This window comes from Clostridium magnum DSM 2767 (assembly GCF_001623875.1).
GTDB classification, from domain to species: Bacteria; Bacillota; Clostridia; order Clostridiales; family Clostridiaceae; genus Clostridium_AM; species Clostridium_AM magnum.
In genome coordinates this window covers 59,628-83,827 of sequence record NZ_LWAE01000009.1, presented here as the reverse complement: position 1 = coordinate 83,827, position 24,200 = coordinate 59,628, and the positions used below count along the sequence as shown (strand labels likewise).

23 protein-coding genes are annotated in these 24,200 nt (G+C 31.6%); 18 read left to right on the top strand and 5 right to left on the bottom strand.

The window, feature by feature from the left end; genetic code table 11:
• Window positions 1–212 precede the first annotated feature (212 nt).
• Window positions 213–1,115 carry a chemotaxis protein gene (locus CLMAG_RS25195; protein ID WP_066629265.1) on the bottom strand — a complete coding sequence of 301 codons (903 nt, stop codon included), beginning with the start codon at window positions 1,113–1,115 and terminating at the stop codon, window positions 213–215.
• A 306-nt stretch (window positions 1,116–1,421) separates the two neighbouring features.
• Here CLMAG_RS25195 and CLMAG_RS25190 point away from each other — a divergent pair, with 306 nt between their 5' ends.
• Window positions 1,422–2,120, top strand: a complete 699-nt coding sequence (locus CLMAG_RS25190; RefSeq protein ID WP_066629262.1) for a flagellar brake protein — start codon at window positions 1,422–1,424, stop codon at window positions 2,118–2,120.
• A 67-nt stretch (window positions 2,121–2,187) separates the two neighbouring features.
• Here CLMAG_RS25190 and CLMAG_RS25185 read toward each other — a convergent pair whose 3' ends face one another.
• Together CLMAG_RS25185 and CLMAG_RS25180 are read right to left on the bottom strand one after the other, a co-directional pair.
• Complete coding sequence (locus CLMAG_RS25185; RefSeq protein ID WP_066629260.1) at window positions 2,188–2,865, bottom strand: TrkA C-terminal domain-containing protein; 678 nt, start codon at window positions 2,863–2,865, stop codon at window positions 2,188–2,190.
• Window positions 2,862–3,842 (bottom strand): 3D domain-containing protein, encoded by a 981-nt coding sequence (locus CLMAG_RS25180; RefSeq protein WP_066629257.1) that lies wholly within the window; start codon window positions 3,840–3,842, stop codon window positions 2,862–2,864. The genes CLMAG_RS25185 and CLMAG_RS25180 overlap by 4 nt, the downstream gene beginning before the upstream one ends.
• Window positions 3,843–4,012: 170 nt before the next feature.
• Between CLMAG_RS25180 and CLMAG_RS32670 the strand changes: the two genes are divergently transcribed.
• The 10 genes from CLMAG_RS32670 (at window position 4,013) to glyA (ending at window position 13,870) form a co-directional block, all read left to right on the top strand.
• Complete coding sequence (locus tag CLMAG_RS32670) at window positions 4,013–4,162, top strand: hypothetical protein (RefSeq protein WP_161487028.1); 150 nt, start codon at window positions 4,013–4,015, stop codon at window positions 4,160–4,162.
• Window positions 4,163–4,548: 386 nt separating this feature from the next.
• Window positions 4,549–5,562, top strand: a complete 1,014-nt coding sequence (gene aroF, locus CLMAG_RS25175) for a 3-deoxy-7-phosphoheptulonate synthase (protein ID WP_066629254.1) — start codon at window positions 4,549–4,551, stop codon at window positions 5,560–5,562.
• Window positions 5,563–5,638: 76 nt separating this feature from the next.
• Window positions 5,639–6,493: a prephenate dehydrogenase gene (locus CLMAG_RS25170; protein ID WP_066629251.1), complete on the top strand. Its 855-nt coding sequence runs from the start codon at window positions 5,639–5,641 to the stop codon at window positions 6,491–6,493.
• A 2-nt stretch (window positions 6,494–6,495) separates the two neighbouring features.
• The gene (aroB, locus tag CLMAG_RS25165; RefSeq protein ID WP_066629249.1) at window positions 6,496–7,557 is read left to right on the top strand and encodes a 3-dehydroquinate synthase; all 1,062 of its coding nucleotides are present in this window, start codon (window positions 6,496–6,498) and stop codon (window positions 7,555–7,557) included.
• A 54-nt stretch (window positions 7,558–7,611) separates the two neighbouring features.
• Complete coding sequence (aroA, locus tag CLMAG_RS25160; protein ID WP_066629246.1) at window positions 7,612–8,898, top strand: 3-phosphoshikimate 1-carboxyvinyltransferase; 1,287 nt, start codon at window positions 7,612–7,614, stop codon at window positions 8,896–8,898.
• A complete protein-coding gene (gene aroC / locus CLMAG_RS25155; protein ID WP_066629238.1) occupies window positions 8,876–9,949 on the top strand; it encodes a chorismate synthase in 1,074 nt (357 codons plus the stop codon). Before aroA ends, aroC begins: the two co-directional genes overlap by 23 nt.
• Before the next feature lie 49 nt (window positions 9,950–9,998).
• Window positions 9,999–11,132 (top strand): chorismate mutase, encoded by a 1,134-nt coding sequence (locus tag CLMAG_RS25150; protein WP_341420962.1) that lies wholly within the window; start codon window positions 9,999–10,001, stop codon window positions 11,130–11,132.
• Between the two features lie 5 nt (window positions 11,133–11,137).
• Window positions 11,138–11,953: a shikimate dehydrogenase gene (gene aroE / locus CLMAG_RS25145; protein WP_066629231.1), complete on the top strand. Its 816-nt coding sequence runs from the start codon at window positions 11,138–11,140 to the stop codon at window positions 11,951–11,953.
• Between the two features lie 50 nt (window positions 11,954–12,003).
• A complete protein-coding gene (locus CLMAG_RS25140; protein WP_066629503.1) occupies window positions 12,004–12,495 on the top strand; it encodes a shikimate kinase in 492 nt (163 codons plus the stop codon).
• Window positions 12,496–12,634: 139 nt separating this feature from the next.
• Window positions 12,635–13,870 carry a serine hydroxymethyltransferase gene (glyA, locus tag CLMAG_RS25135; RefSeq protein WP_066629228.1) on the top strand — a complete coding sequence of 412 codons (1,236 nt, stop codon included), beginning with the start codon at window positions 12,635–12,637 and terminating at the stop codon, window positions 13,868–13,870.
• A 43-nt stretch (window positions 13,871–13,913) separates the two neighbouring features.
• On the opposite strand, the gene CLMAG_RS25130 is transcribed toward glyA, so the two are convergent.
• The gene (locus tag CLMAG_RS25130; RefSeq protein ID WP_066629225.1) at window positions 13,914–14,345 is read right to left on the bottom strand and encodes a MarR family winged helix-turn-helix transcriptional regulator; all 432 of its coding nucleotides are present in this window, start codon (window positions 14,343–14,345) and stop codon (window positions 13,914–13,916) included.
• 110 nt (window positions 14,346–14,455) lie between these two features.
• Between CLMAG_RS25130 and CLMAG_RS25125 the strand changes: the two genes are divergently transcribed.
• A complete protein-coding gene (locus tag CLMAG_RS25125) occupies window positions 14,456–15,265 on the top strand; it encodes an MFS transporter (RefSeq protein ID WP_139264214.1) in 810 nt (269 codons plus the stop codon).
• A 217-nt stretch (window positions 15,266–15,482) separates the two neighbouring features.
• On the opposite strand, the gene CLMAG_RS25120 is transcribed toward CLMAG_RS25125, so the two are convergent.
• Window positions 15,483–17,078, bottom strand: coding sequence for a helix-turn-helix domain-containing protein (locus tag CLMAG_RS25120; RefSeq protein ID WP_066629211.1), 1,596 nt, complete (start codon window positions 17,076–17,078; stop codon window positions 15,483–15,485).
• A gap of 431 nt (window positions 17,079–17,509) precedes the next feature.
• Between CLMAG_RS25120 and CLMAG_RS25115 the strand changes: the two genes are divergently transcribed.
• The 6 genes from CLMAG_RS25115 (at window position 17,510) to pfkA (ending at window position 24,090) form a co-directional block, all read left to right on the top strand.
• Window positions 17,510–18,961, top strand: a complete 1,452-nt coding sequence (locus CLMAG_RS25115) for an MFS transporter (protein ID WP_066629208.1) — start codon at window positions 17,510–17,512, stop codon at window positions 18,959–18,961.
• Window positions 18,962–18,979: 18 nt separating this feature from the next.
• Window positions 18,980–19,765, top strand: a complete 786-nt coding sequence (locus CLMAG_RS25110) for an SDR family oxidoreductase (protein WP_066629205.1) — start codon at window positions 18,980–18,982, stop codon at window positions 19,763–19,765.
• 19 nt (window positions 19,766–19,784) lie between these two features.
• Complete coding sequence (locus CLMAG_RS25105; RefSeq protein ID WP_066629204.1) at window positions 19,785–20,828, top strand: zinc-dependent alcohol dehydrogenase; 1,044 nt, start codon at window positions 19,785–19,787, stop codon at window positions 20,826–20,828.
• A gap of 36 nt (window positions 20,829–20,864) precedes the next feature.
• Window positions 20,865–21,731 carry a transketolase gene (locus CLMAG_RS25100; RefSeq protein ID WP_066629203.1) on the top strand — a complete coding sequence of 289 codons (867 nt, stop codon included), beginning with the start codon at window positions 20,865–20,867 and terminating at the stop codon, window positions 21,729–21,731.
• A gap of 3 nt (window positions 21,732–21,734) precedes the next feature.
• Window positions 21,735–22,697 (top strand): transketolase family protein, encoded by a 963-nt coding sequence (locus CLMAG_RS25095; RefSeq protein WP_066629201.1) that lies wholly within the window; start codon window positions 21,735–21,737, stop codon window positions 22,695–22,697.
• A gap of 442 nt (window positions 22,698–23,139) precedes the next feature.
• The gene (gene pfkA, locus CLMAG_RS25085; RefSeq protein WP_066629195.1) at window positions 23,140–24,090 is read left to right on the top strand and encodes a 6-phosphofructokinase; all 951 of its coding nucleotides are present in this window, start codon (window positions 23,140–23,142) and stop codon (window positions 24,088–24,090) included.
• Window positions 24,091–24,200: the final 110 nt, after the last annotated feature.

The following is a 24,200-nucleotide window of genomic DNA, read 5'->3' as shown; positions in this document are numbered from 1 at the left end:
TAGCGGTTTAAAAAAATCCCGCTACCTTCATACGGCGGTATTAAATTTTTTTAAATTATAACACAATAAAAAAATTTAATCAATTTAAAATTTTGACAAATTAGTGTATGTAAGCATTTTCAACTCTCTAATTATAGCAAGAATCTTAGTTTTTTGCTATAATCAGGGAACTGAAAAAATAAATTACATATAAGTATAATAGATTAAAATAATTAGTTACTGTTTGCTATAAGTTTATCAATTATTTTTACCAGGTTACCGATTTCAGGTTTGCTTATTTGAGCATCCGCTCCAACAGAGGCTCCTTTATGAGCTAAATCATCTGTAATTAATGATGAAAAAACAATTACTGGGAGCTTTCTTAGTGTTTTATGCTCTTTAATTTTTCTAGTAAGTGTAAGACCATCCATTCTAGGCATCTCTATATCAGTTATAAGTATTTGTACGTCATCAATAAAATTTTCTTTCTTTTCTGCTTCTAGCTTATATAAATAATCTAAAGCCTGCTCACCATCATCAAAGAACTTTAAGTTATTGAATCCGGCCTGGGTTAAAGTATCCTTTAATAAACTTCTGATTAAGAAGGAATCATCCGCTAGCATGAGTTTGATATTAGATCTGTCTTTATACTCAACATTTTCAATTCTTTCTGGGCTAATGCCTACTTTTGGATTTATGTCAGTAACAATCTTTTCAAAGTCTAATAGAAATATTATCCTGTTATCAAGCATAATATTACCTATGATTAAAGAATTGGCGTAAAGTGCATCTGGTTTTGTTATTTTATCCCATCCCATTCTATGAATTCCTACCATGCTGTCAATATTAAAAGCAACTTTAGTTTTATTAAATTCACATAATATTATAGTATTTTTCTTAGACACTGCAGAAGTTCCATCTAAAACATATTTTAAGTTTATAAGAGATATTATTTCATTCCTATATAGAACAAGACCAGCAATAGCTGGATGAGATTGAGGAATTTGTGTCAAATTATCTGTTTCTATAACTTCTTTCACTTTTACAACATTTATTCCATAATGCTTGTTATTAATTATAAACTCAAATATTTCTACCTCGCCAGTTCCGCTTTCTAACAATATATTTGTTTCCATGATTTTACACCCCTTTTGTCTATAGTTATCTATCATAAATAGTAAAGGTTTAATACAGAAATAATGATTTATTTTATTAAAAATAAGTTTTCATTCTTGTATATATTATAATAGAATTCAATAGAATTTACTATAATTATTATGATACTGTATATGTTTTAAGTTTAAAATATTAGTAGAATATACAAAGATTATAAGAATTTTAGAAGGATTATTGAAATGATTTATAGAAAAGTTATTAGGGAAAGCTTTAAGATGTTAATATATAATAGCAAGGAAAATACCTATAGAGGATGTGGCTAGGATTTGACCAAATTAGTTGATTTAGATAACTGCAATAAAGTAATTCAGCTGCTGCATGAAAGTAGAAGTTGTGCAGGACAAATAACAAAGATTTATAAGAATTGTATTCTTGTAAGAGTTGATTTTTATGAACATTTTATTTTTCCTATAAATAAAGAGGTTGAAACTGTAATTTTGCAGGGAAGAGAATTACTACTTTGCAAATCACTTGTATTAGGAACAAAACATGAAAATGATTACATGTATCTTGTATTAAGTCCACCGGAAATATTAAGGACTATTGACAGAAGAATGTATCACAGGACTCCCATTAATTTAAAGGTTTCTTACACTGCTTTTACAAATAATGTCCATTATAATGCCATTCAGGAAGTACCTACTCAAGTACTAGCCAATAATAAATACAAAACTGCTATTATAACTGACATAAGCGGTGGCGGTATAATGTTGCAGTGTCAAGAGCACTTAGACATAGGTAATCAAGTAATAGTTTCTATGAATATAAAATCCGGAATTTCTCTGCTCAGCAGGATAACAAGAAAAGAGGTAATTTCAGATCCTGATACTACGGTGTACCTTTATGGAATTTACTTTGATATTATTACAGAAAGGGAAAGAGAAAAAATAATTGAATTTGTTTTTGAAAATGAAATTTACTTAAGACATAAAAACAAAAATAAAGAAAAAGCTATTAGTAGGTAAAATGTAAAAAGGGCTACCGCACATAGAAATTATTCTATTGTGAGATAGCCCTTTTACATTTTATTTTCTAATTCTTGTTTTTGCAATTAATGTTAAAGATTTTAATGATTTCATCTACCTTGCCATACAAAAGTATATTATCTCCCTTTTCTATGACGTAGTCTCTAGTTGGAAAACCAATAAATTGATTCCCCTTATCAATATTTAAAACTATAATATTACGAGGTTTTAGGTTTGAATCCTTTAAAGCTACTCCAACTAGTGAAGATTGTTCATCTATTAATATATTAAAAACCCCGTAGCCTTTAGCTCTAGTAATAAGCTTATACATTTTGTTAGGACTCTTTGTTTTAAGCTGTTTCCTTAAAATAATCTTCTCAATAAAGTTATCAAAGTAAGACAGTAGAAATTTGTTTTTAAAAAACATATAGACCAGTATAAAAAACACTATAACTATAGTGATTGTTTTATAAGAAAGTGATTTTTTTATAATATCTACTAAAAATGAAATTCCAGTCAAAAATCCAATATATCCTACAATCATAAGAATTTGAGCTAATTTTCTTCTTGAGGGGTGCTGAGTTATAAGTTCAGCTTCTTTTGTGGTAAAACCTGAACCTGTAAGTAGAGATATAACTTGAAATCTAGCCTTTTCCTCAGACAAGCCTGTTAACTTGAACAATACAGTTATGACCTCTATTACTATAAGAAAAATTATTATAGATAATAGAAAATATAGAATCATTTAAGTATATAAACCTTAACGGATCTCCTTCCCCAGCTATTGGCCTCGGATTCTGAATGAAAAAACACATCTATGATGTTTCCTTTAATAGCTCCACCTGTATCCTGTGCAATAGCATATCCGTATCCTTCCACATAAACTGTAGATCCTATTGGGATAACTCTGGGGTCTACTGCGATAGTGCTATATCCATCACGATCTCTCCTAGTTGCAGCACCAGAGGCTGTAATACCATCACCTGAATATGCGGTTGATTGCATATTTAATACTTGTGAGTATGAAAGAGATTTTGATGTACCACGAGATAAGGTACCACCATTAGAATTTTTACTATTATTGTAAGCCAACTGTCTAGAAGCATTTTCAGCTAACAGTTGTTTTTCTTCTTCAGTTGCTTTGCTTAGAAGAGTCTTTTGTTCCTTTATTTCTTTATTTAAATTTAATAGAGTGCTTTCATTGGCTGTCTTTAAAGCTTCTAATTTTTCATTTTCATGCTTTAAATTATCCTTTTCCTTTGCTATAGCTTGTTTCTTTTCTTTTAGCTTAGCAATTACTTGATTATCAAATTTTATCACCTGTGTAATCATATCAAATCTTGATATAAAATCACTTAAATTATCTGATGCTAAAAGTACCTCAAGATAGCTGCCTGTACCACTTATGTACATACTACGAATTCTTCTTTTGAATAGTTCATCTTGCTCCTGAGAATTCTTTTCTATAGTATCTAATTTAATTTGCGTATTTTTAATATCTTGAGCTATTTTATTCATATCTTTTTTATTGTTATCAATTTTCGTTAGAACCTCATCAATTTGATTGTCCAATGTTTGAACTTTTGCTTGTAGTTCTTTTTTGTTATCTTTTGCCTGTTTTAATGCATCTGATGTGCTTGTACTTGGTGCGGCAAAAGCATTGCCACTTGTAATTACCGTTAATACTATCGTCATTATAATAGATAACGCCATTTTATTCATTCTATTTCCTCCTTGAGCTTATTATCAAGTTATCCGTACACCTTAAATTCAATACTTGTTTACTATTATACCATTAAAATATCTAACAACTCAAGTTTTGGAATAAATTTAGTTAAAAATGGATAAAAAAGTAATCAAAAATACTGGTTAAAAAAATAAATTTTTATGTTGTGATAAAGCTAGCAAATAAGCCATATAAAGGATACTCAGAACATATAACTGAAGAAAACAGAAAATTCTTTATTGACATAAAAAATCAAAGTGATATAATAACTACTAAATACAGGCTTATGTTTAAAGCCGATAAAAAATTATTTTAAGTGAAAGTATATTTGGAGGATTAAATCATGAAAAATATCATTGGAAAGGGAATAAGCGGAAAATATTATTTTTATTTTAGCTGGGGCTATTTTTATTTTAGCGCTGGTTACTTTTTCTGCAAAAAAATATATATTCCTGTTTTCAATGAGTTTAATAAATCGAAGTTTATAACCTGTAGGGAACCACTACAGGCATAAAATAACACAAAGTGATTTATAGGATAAGGCTCATTAGAGCCTTATTTTTTTTTACTAAATTTGATAAAAAGTGTATTTGTACATACCAAAATTCGTATTAATTAGCTCTATAGCCGGCAAAAGAGTTATTAATCATATATAAAACATGAAGCTTAGAAAAAATAAATTTAAATTAAGGAGGGCTAATCATGATAGTGATTATGAGAGCTGATGCAACTAAAGAGGAGATTCTAAAATTGAAAGGAAAAATTGAAATGGAAGACTGTAGAGTAAGTGTTGTACAAGGAGAAAAACACTGCATATTGGGCCTTGTAGGAGATACTACAAAAATTGATCCAAGTAAAATTGAAGCAAATGAGTTTGTAGAAAGAGTTACTAAGGTACAGCAACCTTATAAGTTAGCAAATAAATTATTTCATCCACATGATACAGTAATAAAGGTTAATGATAAAACCATAGGAGGAGACAAATTAGCGGTTATAGCAGGACCTTGCTCAGTAGAAAGTGAAGAGCAAATTGTTGAAATAGCAAAAACAGTGAAGGAAAGTGGAGCAGGTTTCTTAAGAGGAGGAGCCTTTAAACCAAGAACTTCACCTTACAGCTTCCAGGGTCTTAAACAACAGGGGTTGGAATTATTAAAAATAGCTAGACAAGAAACAGGATTACCAATTGTAACGGAAATTATGTCTGCTGATGTAATAGATGAATTTGAGAGAGATGTAGACATTATACAGGTAGGAGCAAGAAATATGCAAAACTTTGAACTACTAAAGCAGCTAGGAAAGACAACTAAGCCTATACTTTTAAAAAGAGGTTTATCTGCTACAATTGAAGAGTTGATTATGTCTGCGGAATATATAATGTCAGAAGGTAATGAAAATGTAATTTTATGTGAAAGAGGTATAAGAACCTTTGAAACTTACACAAGGAATACTTTAGATTTAAGTGCTATTCCTGCAATAAAAAGACTAAGCCATTTACCAGTAATAGTTGATCCAAGTCATGCAGCAGGAATGTGGTGGATGGTAGAGCCACTATCTAAAGCAGCTGTAGCTGTTGGAGCAGATGGTCTAATTATTGAAGTGCACAATGACCCTGAAAATGCTAAATGTGACGGTCAGCAGTCTATAAAACCTGAAAGATTTGATTCTCTTATGAAGGATTTGGTTGTAATAGCAAACATAGGGAAAAAGAGTGTTTAAAAATTAAGTTAAAGAAAAAATAATAATAAGTAGTTAAAAATATATGAAAAAAAACATTAAATTTGGAGGGGATATTTTGGATGAATGTGATTTTGATTTTAATATAGTGATTGTAGGTCTTGGGCTTATAGGAGGCTCTTATGCAATGGCACTTAAAGAGTTGAAGCCCCGCCAAATATGTGCAATTGATATGGATGAAAGAGCTTTAGAACAGGCTCTAGAAATTGGCATAATTGATAAAGGGTGTAAGAATGGTAAAAGTTTTTTAAAGGAAGCAGATTTAATAATTATAGCCCTTTATCCGGAGGAAACTGTAAAATTTGTAAATGATAATAAGCAGAATTTTAAGAAGAGTGTTGTTATAACTGATACCTGTGGCATAAAAAGTGGGATAGTGGAAAAAATAAATTCTTTTTTACCGGAAGGTATGGATTTCATTGGAGGTCATCCAATGGCAGGGAGAGAATCGAAGGGTTTAAAATCGGCTTCAAAGGACATTTTTCAGGATGCTAACTATATAATTACTCCTGCTGAAAGAAATAAAAGAGAAAATATAGAACTAATAGAAAAAATGGCAAGATCTATGGGGTGTAAAAATGTAGTAAGTTTAACTCCAGAGGAGCATGATAAAATAATATCTTATACAAGTCATCTCCCTCATGTTATAGCAGTATCACTTATGAATTCAAACATGATAGAAAACGTAGGATTGTTTATTGCAGGAAGTTTTAAAGATGCTACAAGGGTTGCAAATATAAATTCTACATTATGGTCTGAGCTTTTTGCTTTAAATTCAGAAAGCTTAGTTGCTGAAATCGAAAAGTTTGAGGAAAGTATTAAGGAAATTAAAAAAGCTATAAAATCAGAGGATAAGCAAAACTTAATTAATATTTTTAAAAATGCCTCTGAAAAACGAAGAAAGATGGTATGAATATGAATGTACTTGAAATAGATCTCAAAGAAAATAGTTATAAAATTTGTATTGAGAGAAATATTCTAAGCAGAATAGCAGAATATTTAGATGAAAATTATAGTAGTAAAAAAATAGCTATAATTACAGATGATAATCTAGCAAAACTGCATCTAGAGAATTTAAAAAGAGTTATTGAGGAAAAAGGATTTAATACAAAAATTATATCTTTAAAGCCAGGTGAAGAAAGTAAGTCTATAGATACCCTTAAGGAAGTATATAATGAACTTTCTCAATTTAGACTTGGAAGAGAAGATCTAATAATAACTTTTGGTGGTGGTGTTGTAGGAGACTTAGGAGGATTTGCAGCTTCTACTTATTTAAGAGGAGTATCCTATATTCAAGTGCCGACATCTCTTTTAGCCCAGGTAGATAGCAGCATAGGTGGAAAGGTAGCTGTAGACTTACCATGGGGGAAAAATTTAGTTGGAAGTTTTTATCAGCCAAAAGCAGTTTTTATAGATCCAGAGCTACTAAAGACATTGGATAAAAAATTTTTACATGATGGATTGGCAGAAGTCATAAAGTATGGGTGCATAAGGGATAGAAGTATAATTGATCAATTAATGAATTATACAAAGGATGAAGAACTCTTAGATAATATAGATTCTTTAATATTCAAATGCTGCAGTATTAAAAAATCAGTGGTAGAGCAGGATGAAAAAGACTTTGGAGAGAGAATGCTTCTGAATTTTGGCCATACATTAGGTCATGTTATAGAAAAGTATTTTAATTATAAAAAATATACTCATGGAGAAGCAGTGGCTATTGGAATGGCCGAAATAACTAGAAAAAGTGAAAAACTTGATATTACAGAAAAAGGTGCTTCAAAATGTATTGAAGAAGTATTGAAAAAATATGAACTTCCATATAAAGTGCCAGCAATGGATAAAGAAAAGGCGTTTAGTACCATATTTTTAGATAAAAAAAGTAGTGGTGAAAATATTAATTTGATTCTCCTTAAAAGAATAGGTGAAGGAGTTATCAGAAAAGTAAGATTTAATGAATTAGAAGATTATATTTAAGATTATAAGTCAATTATTATTTGATAGATAGTTTTATAAAATAGGAGGAAATTTATGAAGCATGTAACACTTAATCCAAGCAAGCTAAAGGGTGAGGTAGTAATTCCAACATCAAAAAGTGTTTGTCATAGAGCAGTAATTTGCGCTGGACTTTCTGAAGGTGTTAGTAATATTGATAATGTGGTTTTTTCTCAAGATGTAGAAGCTACCTGTGGAGCTATGAGTAACCTAGGAGTAGAGATAGCATTAGATAAAGAAGCTTCAAAAATAAAAGTAAAGGGTGCAGCTAAATTAGAACCTAAAGATGTTAGTATTAATTGTTTTGAATCAGGGTCTACTTTGAGGTTTTTAATACCTGTAGCTGCTACTACAGGAAAAAAAGTTACATTTGATGGAAAAGGTAAGCTTGTAGAAAGACCACTACAAGACTATTATAGAATATTTGACGAACAACAAATTCATTATGAAAATGCAGATGAAAAACTTCCACTAACTATAGATGGAAAATTAAAAGCTGGAGAATACAGAATTAAAGGAGATGTAAGTTCACAATTTATCAGTGGTTTATTGTTTGCACTTCCACTTTTAGATGGAGATTCAAAAATAATAGTTACAACAGAATTGGAATCTAAACCTTATGTGGACTTAACTATAGATGCTCTTAAAACTTTTTCTGTAGATGTTGAAAATGTTAACTATAGAGAATTCATTATAAAAGGAAACCAAAAATATAAAGCATCAGACTATAGAGTTGAAGGAGACTTTTCACAGGTAGCCTTCTGGTTAGTTGCTGGCAGCATAGGAGCAGATGTAGTTTGTGATGGAATGAACATAAATTCTCTTCAAGGAGATAAGGCTGTATTAGAAATAATAAAAAGTATGGGTGGAGAAATCTCAGTAGAAGGAAACAAAATTAAAGCGATACCATCTAAAACAAAAGGCACAGTTATTGATGCTGCGGAGTGTCCAGACTTAGTGCCTGTGCTTACGGTACTAGCAGCATTAAGCGAGGGAACTACAGAGATAGTAAATGCATCAAGGCTTAGATTTAAGGAATCAGACAGATTAAGTGCTATAACTTCTGAACTTAATAAAATTGGGGCAGATATAGAAGAAAAAGAAGATGGTCTGGTAATAAGAGGTAAGGAATTTCTTATAGGTGGCACTGTGGATAGCTGGAATGATCACCGCATAGCTATGGCATTAGCAGTAGCATCAATAAGATGTAAGGAACCAGTAATAATAAGGGATTCTTCTTGTATTAAAAAGTCTTATCCGAATTTTTGGGAGCATTTTAAAGAGCTAGGAGGTAATTTAAATGAGTGGAGTTTGGGGGAATAAAATTAAACTTTCTATTTTTGGAGAGTCCCATGGAAAAGCTATAGGAATAAATATTGATGGACTTGAACCAGGTATAGAGTTAGATTTAGACTATATTAATAAAGAAATGGAAAGAAGAGCTCCAGGAAAGAATAAGCTGGGCACACCAAGAAAAGAGGAAGACAGTTTCCAAATATTAAGCGGCTATTTTAATGGAAGAACCACAGGAACACCTCTTTGTGCAATAATTCATAATACAAATCAGCATTCAAAAGACTATGAAAAAACTAAGAATTTAATGAGACCTTCTCATGGTGATTTTACAGGATATGTTAAGTACAATGGATTTAACGATTATAGAGGAGGAGGCCATTTTTCGGGAAGAATAACAGCACCACTAGTATTTGCTGGTGCAGTATGCAAACAGATTTTAGAAAGTAAAGGTATAGTAATTGGAAGCCATGTAAAAAGTATTGAAAAATTAGAAGACAAGAGCTTTAATATGGTGGAAATAGACGGTGAAAAGTTAAAAGCATTAAGAGAGAATTCATTTCCAGTATTAGATGAGAGCATAGGTTTAAAAATGCAGGAAACTATTATAAGGGCTAGAGAAGAAAGGGATTCAGTAGGAGGAGTTATAGAAACAGCAGTTATTAATTTGCCAGTAGGAGTTGGAGATCCTTACTTTGATTCAGTAGAAAGCACTTTAGCACAGTTGCTATTTTCTGTTCCTGGAGTAAAAGGAGTAGAATTTGGCGTAGGTTTTGATATATCAAAAATGAAGGGGTCAGAGGCTAATGATGAATACTATATTGATGGAGATAAGATAAAAACCTATAGTAATAATAATGGAGGGATTCTAGGTGGAATTACTAATGGAATGCCTTTAGTATTCAAAGTTGCAATGAAACCTACTCCTTCAATAAGTAAAACTCAAAGGACTGTAGATATAGAAAAGAAGGAGAATGCTGAAATAGAGATACAAGGCAGACATGATCCTTGCATCGTGCCTAGAGCATTACCTGTAGTTGAAGCAGTTACTGCTATAGCAATACTGGATTTATTACAATAGATTATCAAGTTACACCACTGTTTTAAAATTTAATTTAAAAATGGAAGTGATGAGTGTGGAAAAGTTAGACTATTTAAGAGAAGAGATTAATGAAATAGATGAATCTTTAGTAAAGTTATTTAAAAAGAGGATGGAAATAGTTTCTGAAGTTGCTGAATATAAAATAAAAAATTCTATGACAGTATTAGATAAAGCTAGAGAAGAGGAAATCATAAATAAGCATTTAGATGGTGTGGAAGATAAAGTTTTAAAAAGTAATTTGAAAGAATTTCTTGAAGATTTGATGAGTATAAGCAGAAAAACACAAAAGGACATAATAAGTAAGGCTTCAAATGTAAATAAAACAGAAAAGAAAAGTTCATCATATAAAGTTGGATTCCAAGGAGTGGAAGCTTCTTTTAGTCACCAAGCTTTAATAGAATATTTTGGACCAGAAAGATCAACATCTTGCTTTCCAAACTTTAAAGATGTTTTTGATGCACTAGATAGAGGTGAAATAGAGTATGGGATTTTACCTGTTGAAAATTCATCTACAGGAGTAATAACAGAGGTTTATGATTTGCTGCGTAAATATGGCTTTTATATAGTAGGTGAAAAATGTATAAAAGTTGATCATAATTTACTTGGAATTAAAGGGGCTAAGCTTTCAGATATAAATGAAGTTTATTCTCACGAGCAGGGATTTTTGCAGTCTAAAGAGTTTTTTAGTAAGCATAAGGATTGGAGTCTTATACCCTATTTTAATACTGCGAAAAGTGCTCTATACATTAGTAGGGAAAATTTAAAAAGCAAGGCTTGTGTAGCAAGTAAAAAAGCAGCAGAAACGTATGGGCTTGATATTATACAAGAAAACATAAATTACAATAAGAATAATTATACTAAGTTTATAATAATAGGAAAAGAAATAGAAATTAATGAAGAATGCGATAAAATAACTATTGTAACAACGTTACCACACAAAGTTGGAGCGTTATATAATATCCTAAAGCATTTTTCAGAAAATAATTGCAATATGATGAAAATAGAATCTAGACCTATTGTAGATAAGTCTTGGGAATATTTCTTTCACATAGATTTTCAAGGAAATATATTAGATGAAAATATTAAAATTGTACTTAAAGGAATAGAAGAAGAAAGCCTATATTTTAAATTCTTAGGAAATTATAAAGGTGAGGTGATCTAAGGTATATGAGTAATTTTTATGGATTAATTGGGGAGAAGCTAGGGCACAGCCTTTCTCCAGAAATACATAACTTGATTTTTAAAAATATAAATTCAAAGGGCTTATATAACCTGTTAGAGATAAAAAGAGAAGATCTAGAAAATGCTATATGGGGATTAAAGGCTCTTGGTTGCAAGGGGGCAAATGTAACAATACCTTACAAAATACAGGTTATGCAATATCTAGACAGTATTTCTGAAGAAGCGGGAAAAATAGGAGCAGTTAACACTATATCCTTCAATAATGGTGTGCTTACAGGATATAATACGGATTATCACGGTTTTGGAGCAGCACTAAAAAGAAAACAGATAGATATCAATAATAAAAAGGCAGTAATACTTGGTTGCGGAGGTGCTTCTAAGGCGGTAGTTCAGTACCTTATAGATAATAGAATAAATGATATTATTTATGTAAGTAGGGATCCTCAAAATACAGCAAAGGATACAAAAAATTTAAAAGTAATATCGTATGATGATATAGAAACTCTAACAAATCAAGATATCATTATAAACTGTACTCCTTGTGGAATGTATCCAAGCATAGAGTATTGTCCTGTAAAAGAAAATATTTTATCTAAATTTTCTGTGGCAATAGACTTAATATATAATCCGCAGGAAACACTTTTTCTAAAGCAATCCAGAGAACTAGGTCTTAAGACTGAGAATGGACTTTATATGTTGGTAGCACAGGCGGTGGCAGCACAGGAAATTTGGCAAAATATTAAAATTAATGAAGAATCTATTGATGAAATATATTTAGAGTTAAAGAATAGATTTGTTTAATATATTAATGACTATGAGTAAGGTGATAAGGGGATAAGGTGATGTGCAAAATGAGTAAAAATGTTGTTTTAATAGGTATGCCTGGATGTGGTAAAACCACATTAGGAAAAATTATATCTGAAAATTTAGGATTTAAGTTCTTTGATGTAGATGAATATATAGAGAAAAAGAGCGGAAAAATTATATCTCAACTATTTGATGTAAGTGAAGAGTATTTTAGAAGTGTGGAAAGTGAAGCGGTTTATGAGTTGAGTAAGGAGAATACTTCAGTAATATCTACTGGAGGTGGAGTAATAAAAAAACACATAAATATAGAGAGATTGAAGGAAACTGGAATTGTAATTTTTATAGATAGACCTGTAGACAACATAGCAACAGATGTGGAAGTATCAACAAGACCTCTTTTAAGGGATGGAGTTCATAAGCTATATGATCTTTTTAACGAGAGATATGAAATTTATAAGAAATGCTGCGATTTTCATGTGATGAATGACAGTGATATTAATGAAACTGTAAAAAGAATAATGGGAATAATAAGTTAAAAAATATGAGTAAAACATGAATTTATTAAAAATTTATGTAAAAATTATTGATATATTGTAACAATAAGCGTATAATCTCACTATGGTAAATCTTAGGGATAAGAGTTACAATAATATTTAAGTCTAGGGGGCTACAAAAGTGAATTTTGAAAATTTAGAAAAAACAAATCCTAAAATATTTGATGCAATTGAAAAAGAAAAATTAAGACAAGAGGAAGGAATAGAGCTTATTGCGTCAGAAAATATTGTAAGTAAAGCAGTAATGGAAGCAATGGGTTCATACCTTACTAATAAATACGCAGAAGGTTATCCAGGAAAAAGATATTATGGTGGATGCCATGTAGTTGATATAGTAGAGGATCATGCTAGAGAAAGTATGAAAAAACTATTTGGAGGAGAACATATAAATGTTCAGCCACATTCAGGTTCACAGGCTAATATGGCAGTATATATGTCAGTACTTCAACTTGGAGACACAGTTCTTGGTATGGATTTAACTCATGGAGGACATTTAACTCACGGTAGTAGTGCTAGTTTTTCAGGTAAGTTATATAACTTCGTGTCTTATGGATTGGATGAAGAAACTGAAAGATTAAACTATGATACAATAAGAGAACTTGCATTAAAACATAAACCTAAGATGATAGTTTCAGGTACAAGTGCTTACTCTAGAGAGATTGATTTTGAAAAAATAAAGGCTATCTGTGATGAAGTTGGTGCGTATATGATGGTAGATATGGCTCATATAGCTGGTCTTGTTGCAGCTGGCAAACATATGTCACCAGTACCATATGCTGATTTTGTAACAACTACAACTCATAAGACTTTGAGAGGTCCAAGAGGCGGAGCTATTATATGTAAAGAAAAATATGCAAAAGATATAGATAAGACTATTTTCCCAGGAATACAAGGTGGTCCTCTAATGCATACTATTGCTGCAAAAGCAGTATGTTTTGATGAAGCTTTGACAGATGAATATAAAACATATGCAGATCAAGTGATTAAAAACGCAAAGGTTCTAGCAGATGAGTTAATAAACTATGGTTTTAGAATAGTATCAGGTGGTACAGATAATCACCTAATGTTGATAGACTTAACAAACAAGAATATGACAGGTAAAGAAGCAGAAAAACTTCTAGACGAAGTTGCTATAACTGTAAATAAAAATACAGTGCCTTTTGAAAAATTAAGTCCTTTTGTTACAAGTGGTATAAGATTAGGAACTCCAGCAGTAACTACAAGAGGCTTTAAAGAAGAGGAAATGAAAAAGATAGCTTACTTTATAAATTATGTAATAGAAAATAGAGATAAAGATTTATCTGGAATAAGAGAAGAAGTAATAGCTCTATGCAGAAAATATCCAATATATGAATAGAACTCAAAACATCAGCATTTAGGTGCTGATGTTTTTTTGAGTCCTATTTATTTAAATTAGCCAGTAAATGTTTAAGGCTTTCTTTTAAAGAAACGGCCTCCTCTAAATATAGACCAGTTCCACAAAATACTTTACTAGGTATTTCTAAAGCCTTCTCTTTCATTTTAGAACCTTTATCAGTTAATTTTATATAAACATTTCGTTCATCTTCTGTATCCCTAATTCTTTTTATTATATCTGCGCCTTCTAACTTTTTTAGCAAAGGTGTAAGTGTGCCAGAATCAAGATGAAGTTTAACTCCAAGTTCTTTTACTGTAAGGTTATCTTTTTCCCATAACACTAAAAGTGTGACATATTGAGTATAGGTTATTCCTAGATTGTCTAGATAAGGTTTGTAGAGCTTGTTTATTTCACGGGAGCAAGCATATAATGCAAAACATAGTTGGTTATCCAATTTTAGTAGTTCTGAATTCATTGTTATCACTTCCTATTTTTTCGAAAAGAGAAAAGGTTACAATATTCAATAGCTCCCCCATCCTATCTTCATTAATGTATGTTGCAAAATTAAATTGCATACAATTTAATTTGTTTCATTTTGAAGGGACAGCTAGAGAAAACCTTATGGGTTTCAATGGAGTTATTCAAAATATTGGTGGTATTGTGTTTCAGATGCTTGGAGGAGTTTTATGTACTGTTAACTGGAAGAATACTTTTCTAGTGTATCTTTTAGGTGTTATCCCTCTAATTATAGTTATTTTCTTACTACCTGAGCCGCCTAAGATCGAAAAAGCAAAATATGAAAAAATAAAAATGCCTGCTATGGTATATGTTTGGGCAATAATTATTTTAATTTATACTATAGTATTATACCCAATGTTAACAGGAATATCTTCATTAGTAATACACAATAATTTGGGAACTGCAGCTGGTGCAGCACTTGTACTTACAATGTTCACTGTTGGTGGAATGGTATCAGGCGCTATTTTCGGAAAAGTATTTCATATAGTTAAAAGACTTACTTTTGGGATAGGGCTTATTATACATGTTGTGGGATATATTTTCTTAATTTATGGAAATAGTTTGACTGCTTTTACCATTGGATCCACAATAGTAGGAATAGGATTTATGCTTAGTTTTACAGCTGTCATAATGTTTGTTGGTATGCTAGTTACACCTTCTGGAACTACTTTTGCAATCTCTATAGTCATGGCATTTATGAGTATAGGCGGATTTATTTCAGGTTTCTTTTTTTCCTTTATTGAGAGTATCTTTAAAATAACATACATGCGATTCCCATTTGTGTTAGGAGTTATATGTCTTTCAATTTCCGGTATTATTTATATTATGTTGAATCTAAAGAGAACAAATACACAGGGATCTTCAGTATCAGAATAATGAAAAAAGTATAAAGTTATAAAAAGTTTTCTTATAACTTTATACTTTTTTTGATACTCACTAATTAGTGGCAATAGGAGTTTTCTATTGCCACTTTCATTATGGGCCTTAGTTTGTTGAGCGATAGCGAAACATAAAACCACCTAATTTTAGGGGTGGTTATGACTTTAGTATATTTATTTTTTCAGAATCTAAGCGAACAATTAGTCTCTTGTTTTTAGACATACTTGGCTCTTATATTTTGTTTTTTATACTGCATAGGAGTTAGACCTGTAATTTTTTTAAAGGTCTTGGAAAAATGTTTTTCATCAGAAAATCCAACTTTTTCAGCAATGTTATAAATCAGTTCATCACTTGAAGAAAAAAGCTCTTTAGCCTTTTCAACTCTATAAGTAATAATATATTTTATGATGCTTGTACCAATCTCTTTTTTAAATATCTGACTTAAATATGAACTGCTAATATTTAAGTTGGAGGAAATAAGATTCACAGTAATGTCCTCCATGTAGTGAATATGTATAAAGTCTAATGCTTGAAGAACTATGGAATTCTTTATCATATATTTGTTGGAAAGCTTAGACTTAAGCTGATTTACAGAATCGATAAACTCACTACATTTATCTTCTATGGAGGTGAAGAATACTTTTCTGTAGGGGGAGCTCTCCGGTAATATTTTTTTATATAGATTGCCATACTTGTCAACCAATGCAGATGACAACGAAGTATGACAATAATAATAAAGATTGTAGTCAAGACTCTGTTTTACAAGATCTAAAAATAGTTCATTCATCAAGTTATTTAATTTTAAATTAAAAATATCATAATTTATAAGTTCTTTTATTTCTTTTAGAGTTTTATCTACTAAAGTATAATCTACTTCTTTTTTTATTGAATTGATATATTCTTGAGTAAGCAACTTTATATCAGTACAGAAAAAGTTGTATGTTTTTATACAATGAAAAGACTCATAAGCATCTCTGATATTTTCGATATCTTTGATATAGCTGCTCATATATCTGAAGGCTGTTTTACTATTTGTTACAATATTTAATTTGTTGGTAATTTCAAAAAGTTTACTCTGTTTGCTAGCAATACTTGCACAATTAAAATCATTGATAATTATACACAAAATATAGGGATTTATATAAAAGACTTCCCCTCCACTATATTCATCAAGTACTTCTTCACACTCTTTAATAAATTCTTCTCCGTTTAGGTAGTAAATATTTTTATTCAAATAGTGGTCTGGATATTCAATCTCCATAAGATTGCAAATATATACGTAGTAACCATGATCATTTAGATTTAAGCTTACTTTTCTTTTATAATATAAAAATTCCCTTTTAATTACTCCTCGTAGAATGTCTTTTAGATATTCGGTTTTTTCTAGTTTACTTATCCTGAAGTTCATTACTAAGTTTGAATCTTTTTCTTCCCCAATATAGTTAAAATGACAAGTATAGCTTTCAATTAATGACTGAGTGAAAAAGAGTTTTATTTTATCAATATAAGTAGTGTCTTTATGGCTTGTAATGGAGTAAACAATTTGAGTTTCTGAAACAATATTAAAAATTACAAGCATGGGATATATATTGGACATTGCCAAATCGTAGAAAAAATTATGAATTTTATATACAGGATGTTTAAGTTGAAGAATTATAACTTGAGCATTAAGTTCCACTGCTTTTTCCACACTGTTTTCATAAGAATCAGCAATATAAGAAATGGAAAAATCACTTTTGGTTGTCCTGTTGAAGCTACATATCATATTAGCAATTTTATCTTCTGCATATAAGATAACTTTTGAAAACATCTACATAATACCTCCAGACTACCTAAATTACTATTATAAATTTCTAATTATGATTTTATTGTATATGTTTATCAAAATTTTGTAAATACAGTTTGGAAAATATATGAAGCAACTATCTCTTCAAAAAATATATTTTAAAATAAAAGAGAACTACATTAATACAGAAAAGTACACGTTTTCATAAAAAAAACACACGTAAGTTAAGCGTAAATAATATAAAATTAATAACAAAGAAGTGGTAAATAAAGTAAAAATGGGAGGGCAAATCTTTTCAACTATGCCATTTTATTTAAAAGTTAAGCCTGCAACCGTTTACTGATGTTGAATTACTAGGGGGTGTTTTTTAAAAATTGTAAGCTGTGCTGTATATCTAGTTTTATGTTCTTTAATCTGATAATACAAGTATAAATTTGAAAAGGAGTGAAGAGATAGTGGTAAAAACGATAAATTTGTATGAAAAAAGTGGTTCTAATCCTGGGTTTTATAAATTGGGGAACAAGGAAGTAGTTGGATATTCTCTTGTAGATGGTGGTATGAATTTAGTTTTTCAGTCAATTTTAATGTTTTTAATGTTCTACTATACCGATGTATACGGATTGACTGCTGTAGAAGTTTCTGTTATGTTTCTTGTTTCAAGAGTATGGGACATGATATGGGACCCTGCTATGGGAATTATTACAGAAAGATTGAATCCAAAACGAGGTAAGTATAAAAGTTACCTTTTATATGGAGCCATTCCTTTTGGAATTGCAGGCGCTTTGACCTATACAGTTCCTAATTTTGGACACACTGGTAAATTAATATGGGCTTATTTTACCTACAATTTGCTGATGACATTATATACTTTCATTATCAATCCATATGTATCCTGTACCACTGTTATGACAGCAGATCCTATGGAAAGGACTAGATTAAATTCCATAAGAATGATGGTTGCTCAGTCAGGTGGTGTTGTAGTTGCTGTATTTATTCCTGTTTTGTCACAATTTTTCGGTGGAGACAATGTGGCAAAAGGTTACCAAATGACAGTTATCTTACTTTCTATTATAACTACTTCTATTTTAATTTATAGCTATACCACTCTTCATGAACGTATCAGAGTAAAATCCCATTTAGATCCAGTTAGCTTTAAAGGATGGATTGAACAGATTACTCATAATCAGCCAGGTGTTGTATTATTCTTCTTATTTATGGGTGTCTATGCATTTTCATCCATACAATCAGCTTCAGGAATTTATTATATGAATTATAACGTAAATAGAAAAGACTTAGTTGCTTTATTTTCAATTTTAAACGTTTTGCCTTCTGTTATAGCAGTTCCTTTTGTACCTATGATGTTTAGACGTATTAAGAAAAAGAATACTGTTGCACTTGGTTTACTTTTAGGTGCCATCGGATCAGCAGTTTTATACATTATACCTGTTTCCCAAATAGCAGCAATGATGATTTTTAAATCAGTAGCTTCCTTTGGATATGGTATACTAATGGGCAGCATATGGTCAATTATTCCTGATTCAGTTGAATATGCAGAATACAATACGGGTAATAGATATGCAGCAGTTGTATATACACTTATTACTCTTGGCTTAAAGGCTTCGTTAGCTATTGGTGGATTTGTACCTACATTTATATTGGCTAAAGTTGGTTATGTTGCTAACGTACATCAAACTCCAGAGGCTTTAAATGGAATTTTAATTATGACATCTATTTTGCCAGCGGTTGTCTGTGTAGTTACATTGATCATATTCATGATATTCTATAATTTAACAGAAGAAAGAGTAGCTGAGATAATGGCTGAATTAGACATAAGACATAAAAATGATAAAGAAAATTCTCGTGTAGAGTTAGTAGAAGAGATCTCCGCACAATCAACAACATTATAAAGATAGGAAGGTATTATTATGGAAAAGAAACTTAGTGATTTTTCAATGAATGCATTTTCACTTAAAGGTAAAGTGGCTATGGTGACAGGTGCCAATCAAGGTCTTGGTATGGCTTATGCTGTTGCTTTTGCAAAAGCAGGTGCTGATATTTTTATACCTCATTTTACCGATGACGTATCTGAAATTAAGGGCCTCATAGAGGAAACTGGTCAGAAAGTTAAGTTCTTGCAAGGAGATTTGACAAAACAGGATTATATTGAGCAAGTTGTCAATACATGCTTAGAAGAGTATGGCAAAATCGATATTCTGGTGAACAATGCAGGTGGAAGTATATTTGGGGAATTTTTAGAGTATCCAGATTCAGCTTGGCAAAAGCTTATTGACATTGATTTAAACTCTGTATACTACCTAAGTCATAGGGTAGTTAAGGAAATGGTTAAGCAAAACTCCGGCAAGATTATAAATATTGGTTCAGCTTTATCCTTTACTGCGGATAAAAAATGCCCACCATATACAGCAAGTAAACATGCTGTTCTTGGCTTAACAAAGGTATTTGCAAATGAGGTTGGTCAGTATAACATTCAAACCAATGCTATTTGTCCTGGATTTTTAGCAACGGATGTTAATAAAGATTTACGTGCTGATAAAGATTTTTATAACAAAATTACAAATAGAATCCCAAGTGGTCGTTGGGGTGAACTTAATGATTTAATGGGAACTGCCATATTTTTAGCAAGCAGCGCATCGGATTATATTAATGGATGGTACATCAGTGTTGATGGTGGATTCCAGACAACATTATAAAATAGGGAGGTCTTAATTTATGAAAACTATTGCATGTGTTAAGGTAGGAAGTTTAAAAGACCCTGATATTAATAAAAGGGGACATGTTCAGGTTATGGACATGCCTGAACAGCAAATGGGAGACGAGGATGTCAAAATAAAGGTCGCTTACTGTTCCATATGTGGTTCTGATCCACATTTAGTAGAAGGTATTTTTGGTCTTGAGCCACCCTTTGGATTAGGGCATGAGATTTCAGGTACTATTGTGGAAATTGGGAAGAAGGCTACTAAAAAGGGATTAAAAGTAGGAGATAAGGTTGCAGGGAACTTTTTAAGATTTTGTGGTACATGCTATTATTGCCGAAATGGCCAGGAGCAGTTCTGTGAATATGCGGATAACAAGCCTGGTTTTTCCGAATATGTAGTGTGGCATGAATCTCAAGTTTTTAAAATTCCAGATGATGTAAGTTTAGAAGAAGCATGCCTGTTAGAGCCTGTGTCAATCGCAGTTAGAATTGTTGACAAAACAAATATGAAGATTGGTCAAAGAGTTGCTATTTCAGGAGGTGGACCTATAGGCTTATTGGCACTTCAAGCAATGAAAATGTTTGGAGCTACATCACTTACACTGATAGAACCTATAAAGGAAAGGCAGGAACTTGCCAAAGAATTTGGTGCCGATTATATCATAGATCCTGTAGAGCAGGATGTATGTGAGGAATCCAATAAAATAACTGATGGATTGGGTTTTGACCTTGTGATAGAGGCTTCAGGATCACCTAAGGCTGCGCCTGCAGCAAGTGAAATAGCTGCAAAAGGAGGTACTGTTCTCTATATAGCAATGTTTCCAAAACACTATGACATGCCACTAAACTTATATGATAAATTGTACAGCAAAGAATTGACAATCTCTAGTATAAATGTAGCTCCATATGCCTTCCCAAGAGCTGCTGAAATTATGCCTAGAATGAATTTGAAACCTTTTATACAGAAAGTTTTCACTATTGATCAAGCAGAAGAAGCTTTTGCTGCTCAAGTAAGTGGAAAATATACAAAAATACTTATTAAATGTAATGATTTTTAATAACTTTATAAATAAATAAAAAAGGAGATGCCAATTATGTATTGTAACGTTGATATGGAACAGGTTAAACAATTAGAAGATAAGGCAGTGGAAATCCGAAAGAAGTTATGTTCATTTATCTATGAGATAGGCATGGGTCATCTTGGAGGAGAGTTATCCATTGTTGATATGGCTGTTGGTCTCTATTATAAGTATATGAACTACGATCCTAAAAATCCTAAATGGGAAAAAAGAGATAGATTGATTTTAAGTAAAGGGCACTGTGGTGAAACATTGTATACTATATTTTCAGATTTAGGCATGTATACTATGGAATATATGATAGAACATTTTGAAACCTTAGATACTGCTAAATTCGGTATGCATCCTAATAGAAAGTATGTCCCTGCTATTGAGGCATCAACAGGTTCCTTGGGTCATGGATTATCCATAGCTACTGGTTTGGCATTAGGTGCAAGAATGTCTAAGGAATACTGGAGAACTTTCTGTATTATAGGTGATGGCGAGATTCAAGAAGGTTCAAATTGGGAAGCTTTTATGGCAGCTGGGCACTATCAGCTAGGTAATCTTGTGGCAATTGTTGATAAAAATCGCCTGCAGATGACTGGTTTCACCAAGGATGTAATAAATATTGATCCTTTAGGAGATAAAATAAAGGCTTTTGGTTGGGATGTTATAGAGATTCAAGGAAATGACATGTATGAAGTTTGTAGTGCATTACAATCTCTTCCGCCAGCAGATCCAGAAACTAGAAGAAAGCCAATATGTATTATTTCAAATACTACTAAGGGTTGTGGTGTTTCATTTATGGAAAATAATGCAGTATGGCATGGTGGTGGAATTGCTAAGGAGCAATTGGATGAAGCACTAAAATCAATAGAAAATAATAGAAAGGTGAGATAAATTATGGCAGTTGAAACAACTTTTGATTTTGACCAGATGTTGTCATCCGCAAGAGAGGCTTATGGTGTTGAATTAATGAAGATGGCGGATGAAGGATTAGACTTTGCATTTACTTATTCTGATAATGTTGCGGCTTCCACATCTACTGGAAAGTTCATGAAAAAATATCCTGAACGTTGTTTTAATATTGGTATTGCAGAAGCAAATCAAGTTGGTATATCTGCAGGATTAGCACTTTCAGGTAAAATTGTGTTTTCACAAGTATTTGGACCATTTCTTCCTTTGAGAGCGGCAGATCAGATACACACAGATATTGCTTATAATGATGTACCTGTAAGATTGATTGGAACTCACTCTGGGGTTACATCCGGTGGAGGTCCTACTCATAATGTTATTGCTGACTTGTCATTTTATAGGGCAGTACCAAATCTAACAATTTGTGTTCCAGCGGATGCAGGGCAGTGCATGAAATTGGTAAGAGAGTCTATGACTTATCCAGGTCCTATGATTATTCGTATTGCAAGAGGTGCTGAGCCAGATGTATATAAAGATAACAATTATGAGTTTAAAATTGGTAAGGCTATTACAGTAAAGGAAGGTAATGATTTAACTTTAATTGGTACAGGCAACAGCGTATACTGGTCACTTATGGCAGCAAAAGAGCTTGCAGAAATAGGTGTAAATGCTAGGGTTATAGATATGCATACTATTAAGCCTTTTGATGTTGATATAGTTTTAAAAGCTGCAAAGGAAACAGGATTTGTTGTGACAGTTGAAGATCAGAGCATTAATGGTGGACTTGGTGGTGCAGTGGCTGAAGTGATAGCAGAAGCAGGTATACATTGTAAGTTTAAGAGAATTGGGTTACCTGATGAGTTCTGTGTTATTGGTTCAGATACTGAAATCTACAAATATTATCATCTAGATTCACATGGTATTGCTGAAACAGTGAAGGAGATGCTTTAATTTTCAAAGTGTACGTTGCGAGCGGCTATGTCCCTGGATTCGTTCAACTAAGAATCAGGTGGGGGTTAAATGCCTAAAGGGCATTTAACGGGCAAAGCCCCGGGTCGTAGACGAAACCCATCTGATTCAAGTTTACACTATCATAATGATTGCAGAGGAGCGATGCCTGTATATTCAACAAGCATCAATCTTCTGTGGTCATATATTGGGAATAGGAATAAGTATTCTTATAATAAAGATTTCTTGGTGCTAGTACATAGAGAGTTCCAACTTTTTTTAGTTTTTTTATTTGGTGGTACTTATAAAAATTTGACAAAAGTATGAGGAAATCCTATGACATATATTTGAGTGGTTAAAAAAATTAGACCTACAGAGCTAGCAAAATAAAGGCCTGTGAACTATACACAAGGCCATTAAAAGTTATATTAAGCAGGTGAAATATATGAAAATAGGAATTTTAACAAGTGGAGGAGATGCTCCAGGAATGAATGCTGCCATAAGAGCAGTAGTAAAATCGGCAAATTATAATAACATAGAAGTTTTTGGTATAAAATACGGATATAAAGGTTTAATAAAAGAAGAATTAATGAAATTAGATAGTTTAGGTGTAGATGGTATTGCAGAAAAAGGAGGAACTATACTAAAAACAGCTAGATGCCTAGAATTTATGGAGGAAGATGGAAGAAGAAAAGCTTTAAAAACATTAAGGAACTTTGAAATAGATAGTGTAGTAGTAATTGGAGGAGATGGTTCTTTTCAAGGTGCAGAAAAGCTTAGTAAACTAGGGGTAAAAGTTATAGGATTACCGGGAACTATAGACAATGATTTGGCTTACACAGACTATTGTATAGGCTTTGATACAACTTTGAATACAGTTTTGGAATGCATAGGTAAAATAAAAGATACAGATTCTTCCCATGAAAAAACTACTATTGTAGAGGTAATGGGAAGGTATTGTGGTGATTTAGCTTTATATTCAGCTTTAGCTGGAGGAGGAGAAATAATATCTACTCCTGAAAGAAAGTTAGAGTTTCATACCATATGTAATAAATTGGCTGAAAACATAAGTAAAGGGAAAAATGATAACGTAATAATAATAACTGAAAGAATGTATGATATAGAAGAACTTCAAAAGTATATAGAAGAAAGGCTAAAAATTAGTATAAGAAACACAGTTTTAGGATTTATACAAAGAGGAGGAAGCCCATCTGCTTTTGACAGAGTATTAGCAAGTAAAATGGGTGTTAAAGCTGTAGAACTATTGATGGAAGGTTTTGCAGGAAGGGCTGTTGGAATTAAGGATAACAAAATAATAGATGTAAATTTCAGCGAAGTAAATAACAAAAATACTGATAAACAAAAGGAATATGATTTATTAAAGTTTCTTCTATAGATTTCTACTAAGTTAAATTCAATTAAGTAAATATAAAAAATCGACATAAATTTTATTCAATCAAATAAAGAAAGAAGAGCTTCTTAACATATAAAATAGATTAAATAATA

Excerpts from the sequence above, each read along its gene's own strand:
- CLMAG_RS25195 (WP_066629265.1), bottom strand. The coding sequence starts at position 1,115 with ATGGAAACAAATATATTGTTAGAAAGCGGAACTGGCGAGGTAGAAATA.
- CLMAG_RS25185 (WP_066629260.1), bottom strand. The coding sequence starts at position 2,865 with ATGATTCTATATTTTCTATTATCTATAATAATTTTTCTTATAGTAATA.
- CLMAG_RS25180 (WP_066629257.1), bottom strand. The coding sequence starts at position 3,842 with ATGAATAAAATGGCGTTATCTATTATAATGACGATAGTATTAACGGTA.
- aroF (WP_066629254.1), top strand. The coding sequence starts at position 4,549 with ATGATAGTGATTATGAGAGCTGATGCAACTAAAGAGGAGATTCTAAAA.
- aroB (WP_066629249.1), top strand. The coding sequence starts at position 6,496 with ATGAATGTACTTGAAATAGATCTCAAAGAAAATAGTTATAAAATTTGT.
- aroA (WP_066629246.1), top strand. The coding sequence starts at position 7,612 with ATGAAGCATGTAACACTTAATCCAAGCAAGCTAAAGGGTGAGGTAGTA.
- aroC (WP_066629238.1), top strand. The coding sequence starts at position 8,876 with ATGAGTGGAGTTTGGGGGAATAAAATTAAACTTTCTATTTTTGGAGAG.
- CLMAG_RS25150 (WP_341420962.1), top strand. The coding sequence starts at position 9,999 with ATGAGTGTGGAAAAGTTAGACTATTTAAGAGAAGAGATTAATGAAATA.
- aroE (WP_066629231.1), top strand. The coding sequence starts at position 11,138 with ATGAGTAATTTTTATGGATTAATTGGGGAGAAGCTAGGGCACAGCCTT.
- CLMAG_RS25140 (WP_066629503.1), top strand. The coding sequence starts at position 12,004 with ATGAGTAAAAATGTTGTTTTAATAGGTATGCCTGGATGTGGTAAAACC.
- CLMAG_RS25130 (WP_066629225.1), bottom strand. The coding sequence starts at position 14,345 with ATGAATTCAGAACTACTAAAATTGGATAACCAACTATGTTTTGCATTA.
- CLMAG_RS25120 (WP_066629211.1), bottom strand. The coding sequence starts at position 17,078 with ATGTTTTCAAAAGTTATCTTATATGCAGAAGATAAAATTGCTAATATG.
- CLMAG_RS25110 (WP_066629205.1), top strand. The coding sequence starts at position 18,980 with ATGGAAAAGAAACTTAGTGATTTTTCAATGAATGCATTTTCACTTAAA.
- CLMAG_RS25105 (WP_066629204.1), top strand. The coding sequence starts at position 19,785 with ATGAAAACTATTGCATGTGTTAAGGTAGGAAGTTTAAAAGACCCTGAT.
- CLMAG_RS25100 (WP_066629203.1), top strand. The coding sequence starts at position 20,865 with ATGTATTGTAACGTTGATATGGAACAGGTTAAACAATTAGAAGATAAG.
- CLMAG_RS25095 (WP_066629201.1), top strand. The coding sequence starts at position 21,735 with ATGGCAGTTGAAACAACTTTTGATTTTGACCAGATGTTGTCATCCGCA.
- pfkA (WP_066629195.1), top strand. The coding sequence starts at position 23,140 with ATGAAAATAGGAATTTTAACAAGTGGAGGAGATGCTCCAGGAATGAAT.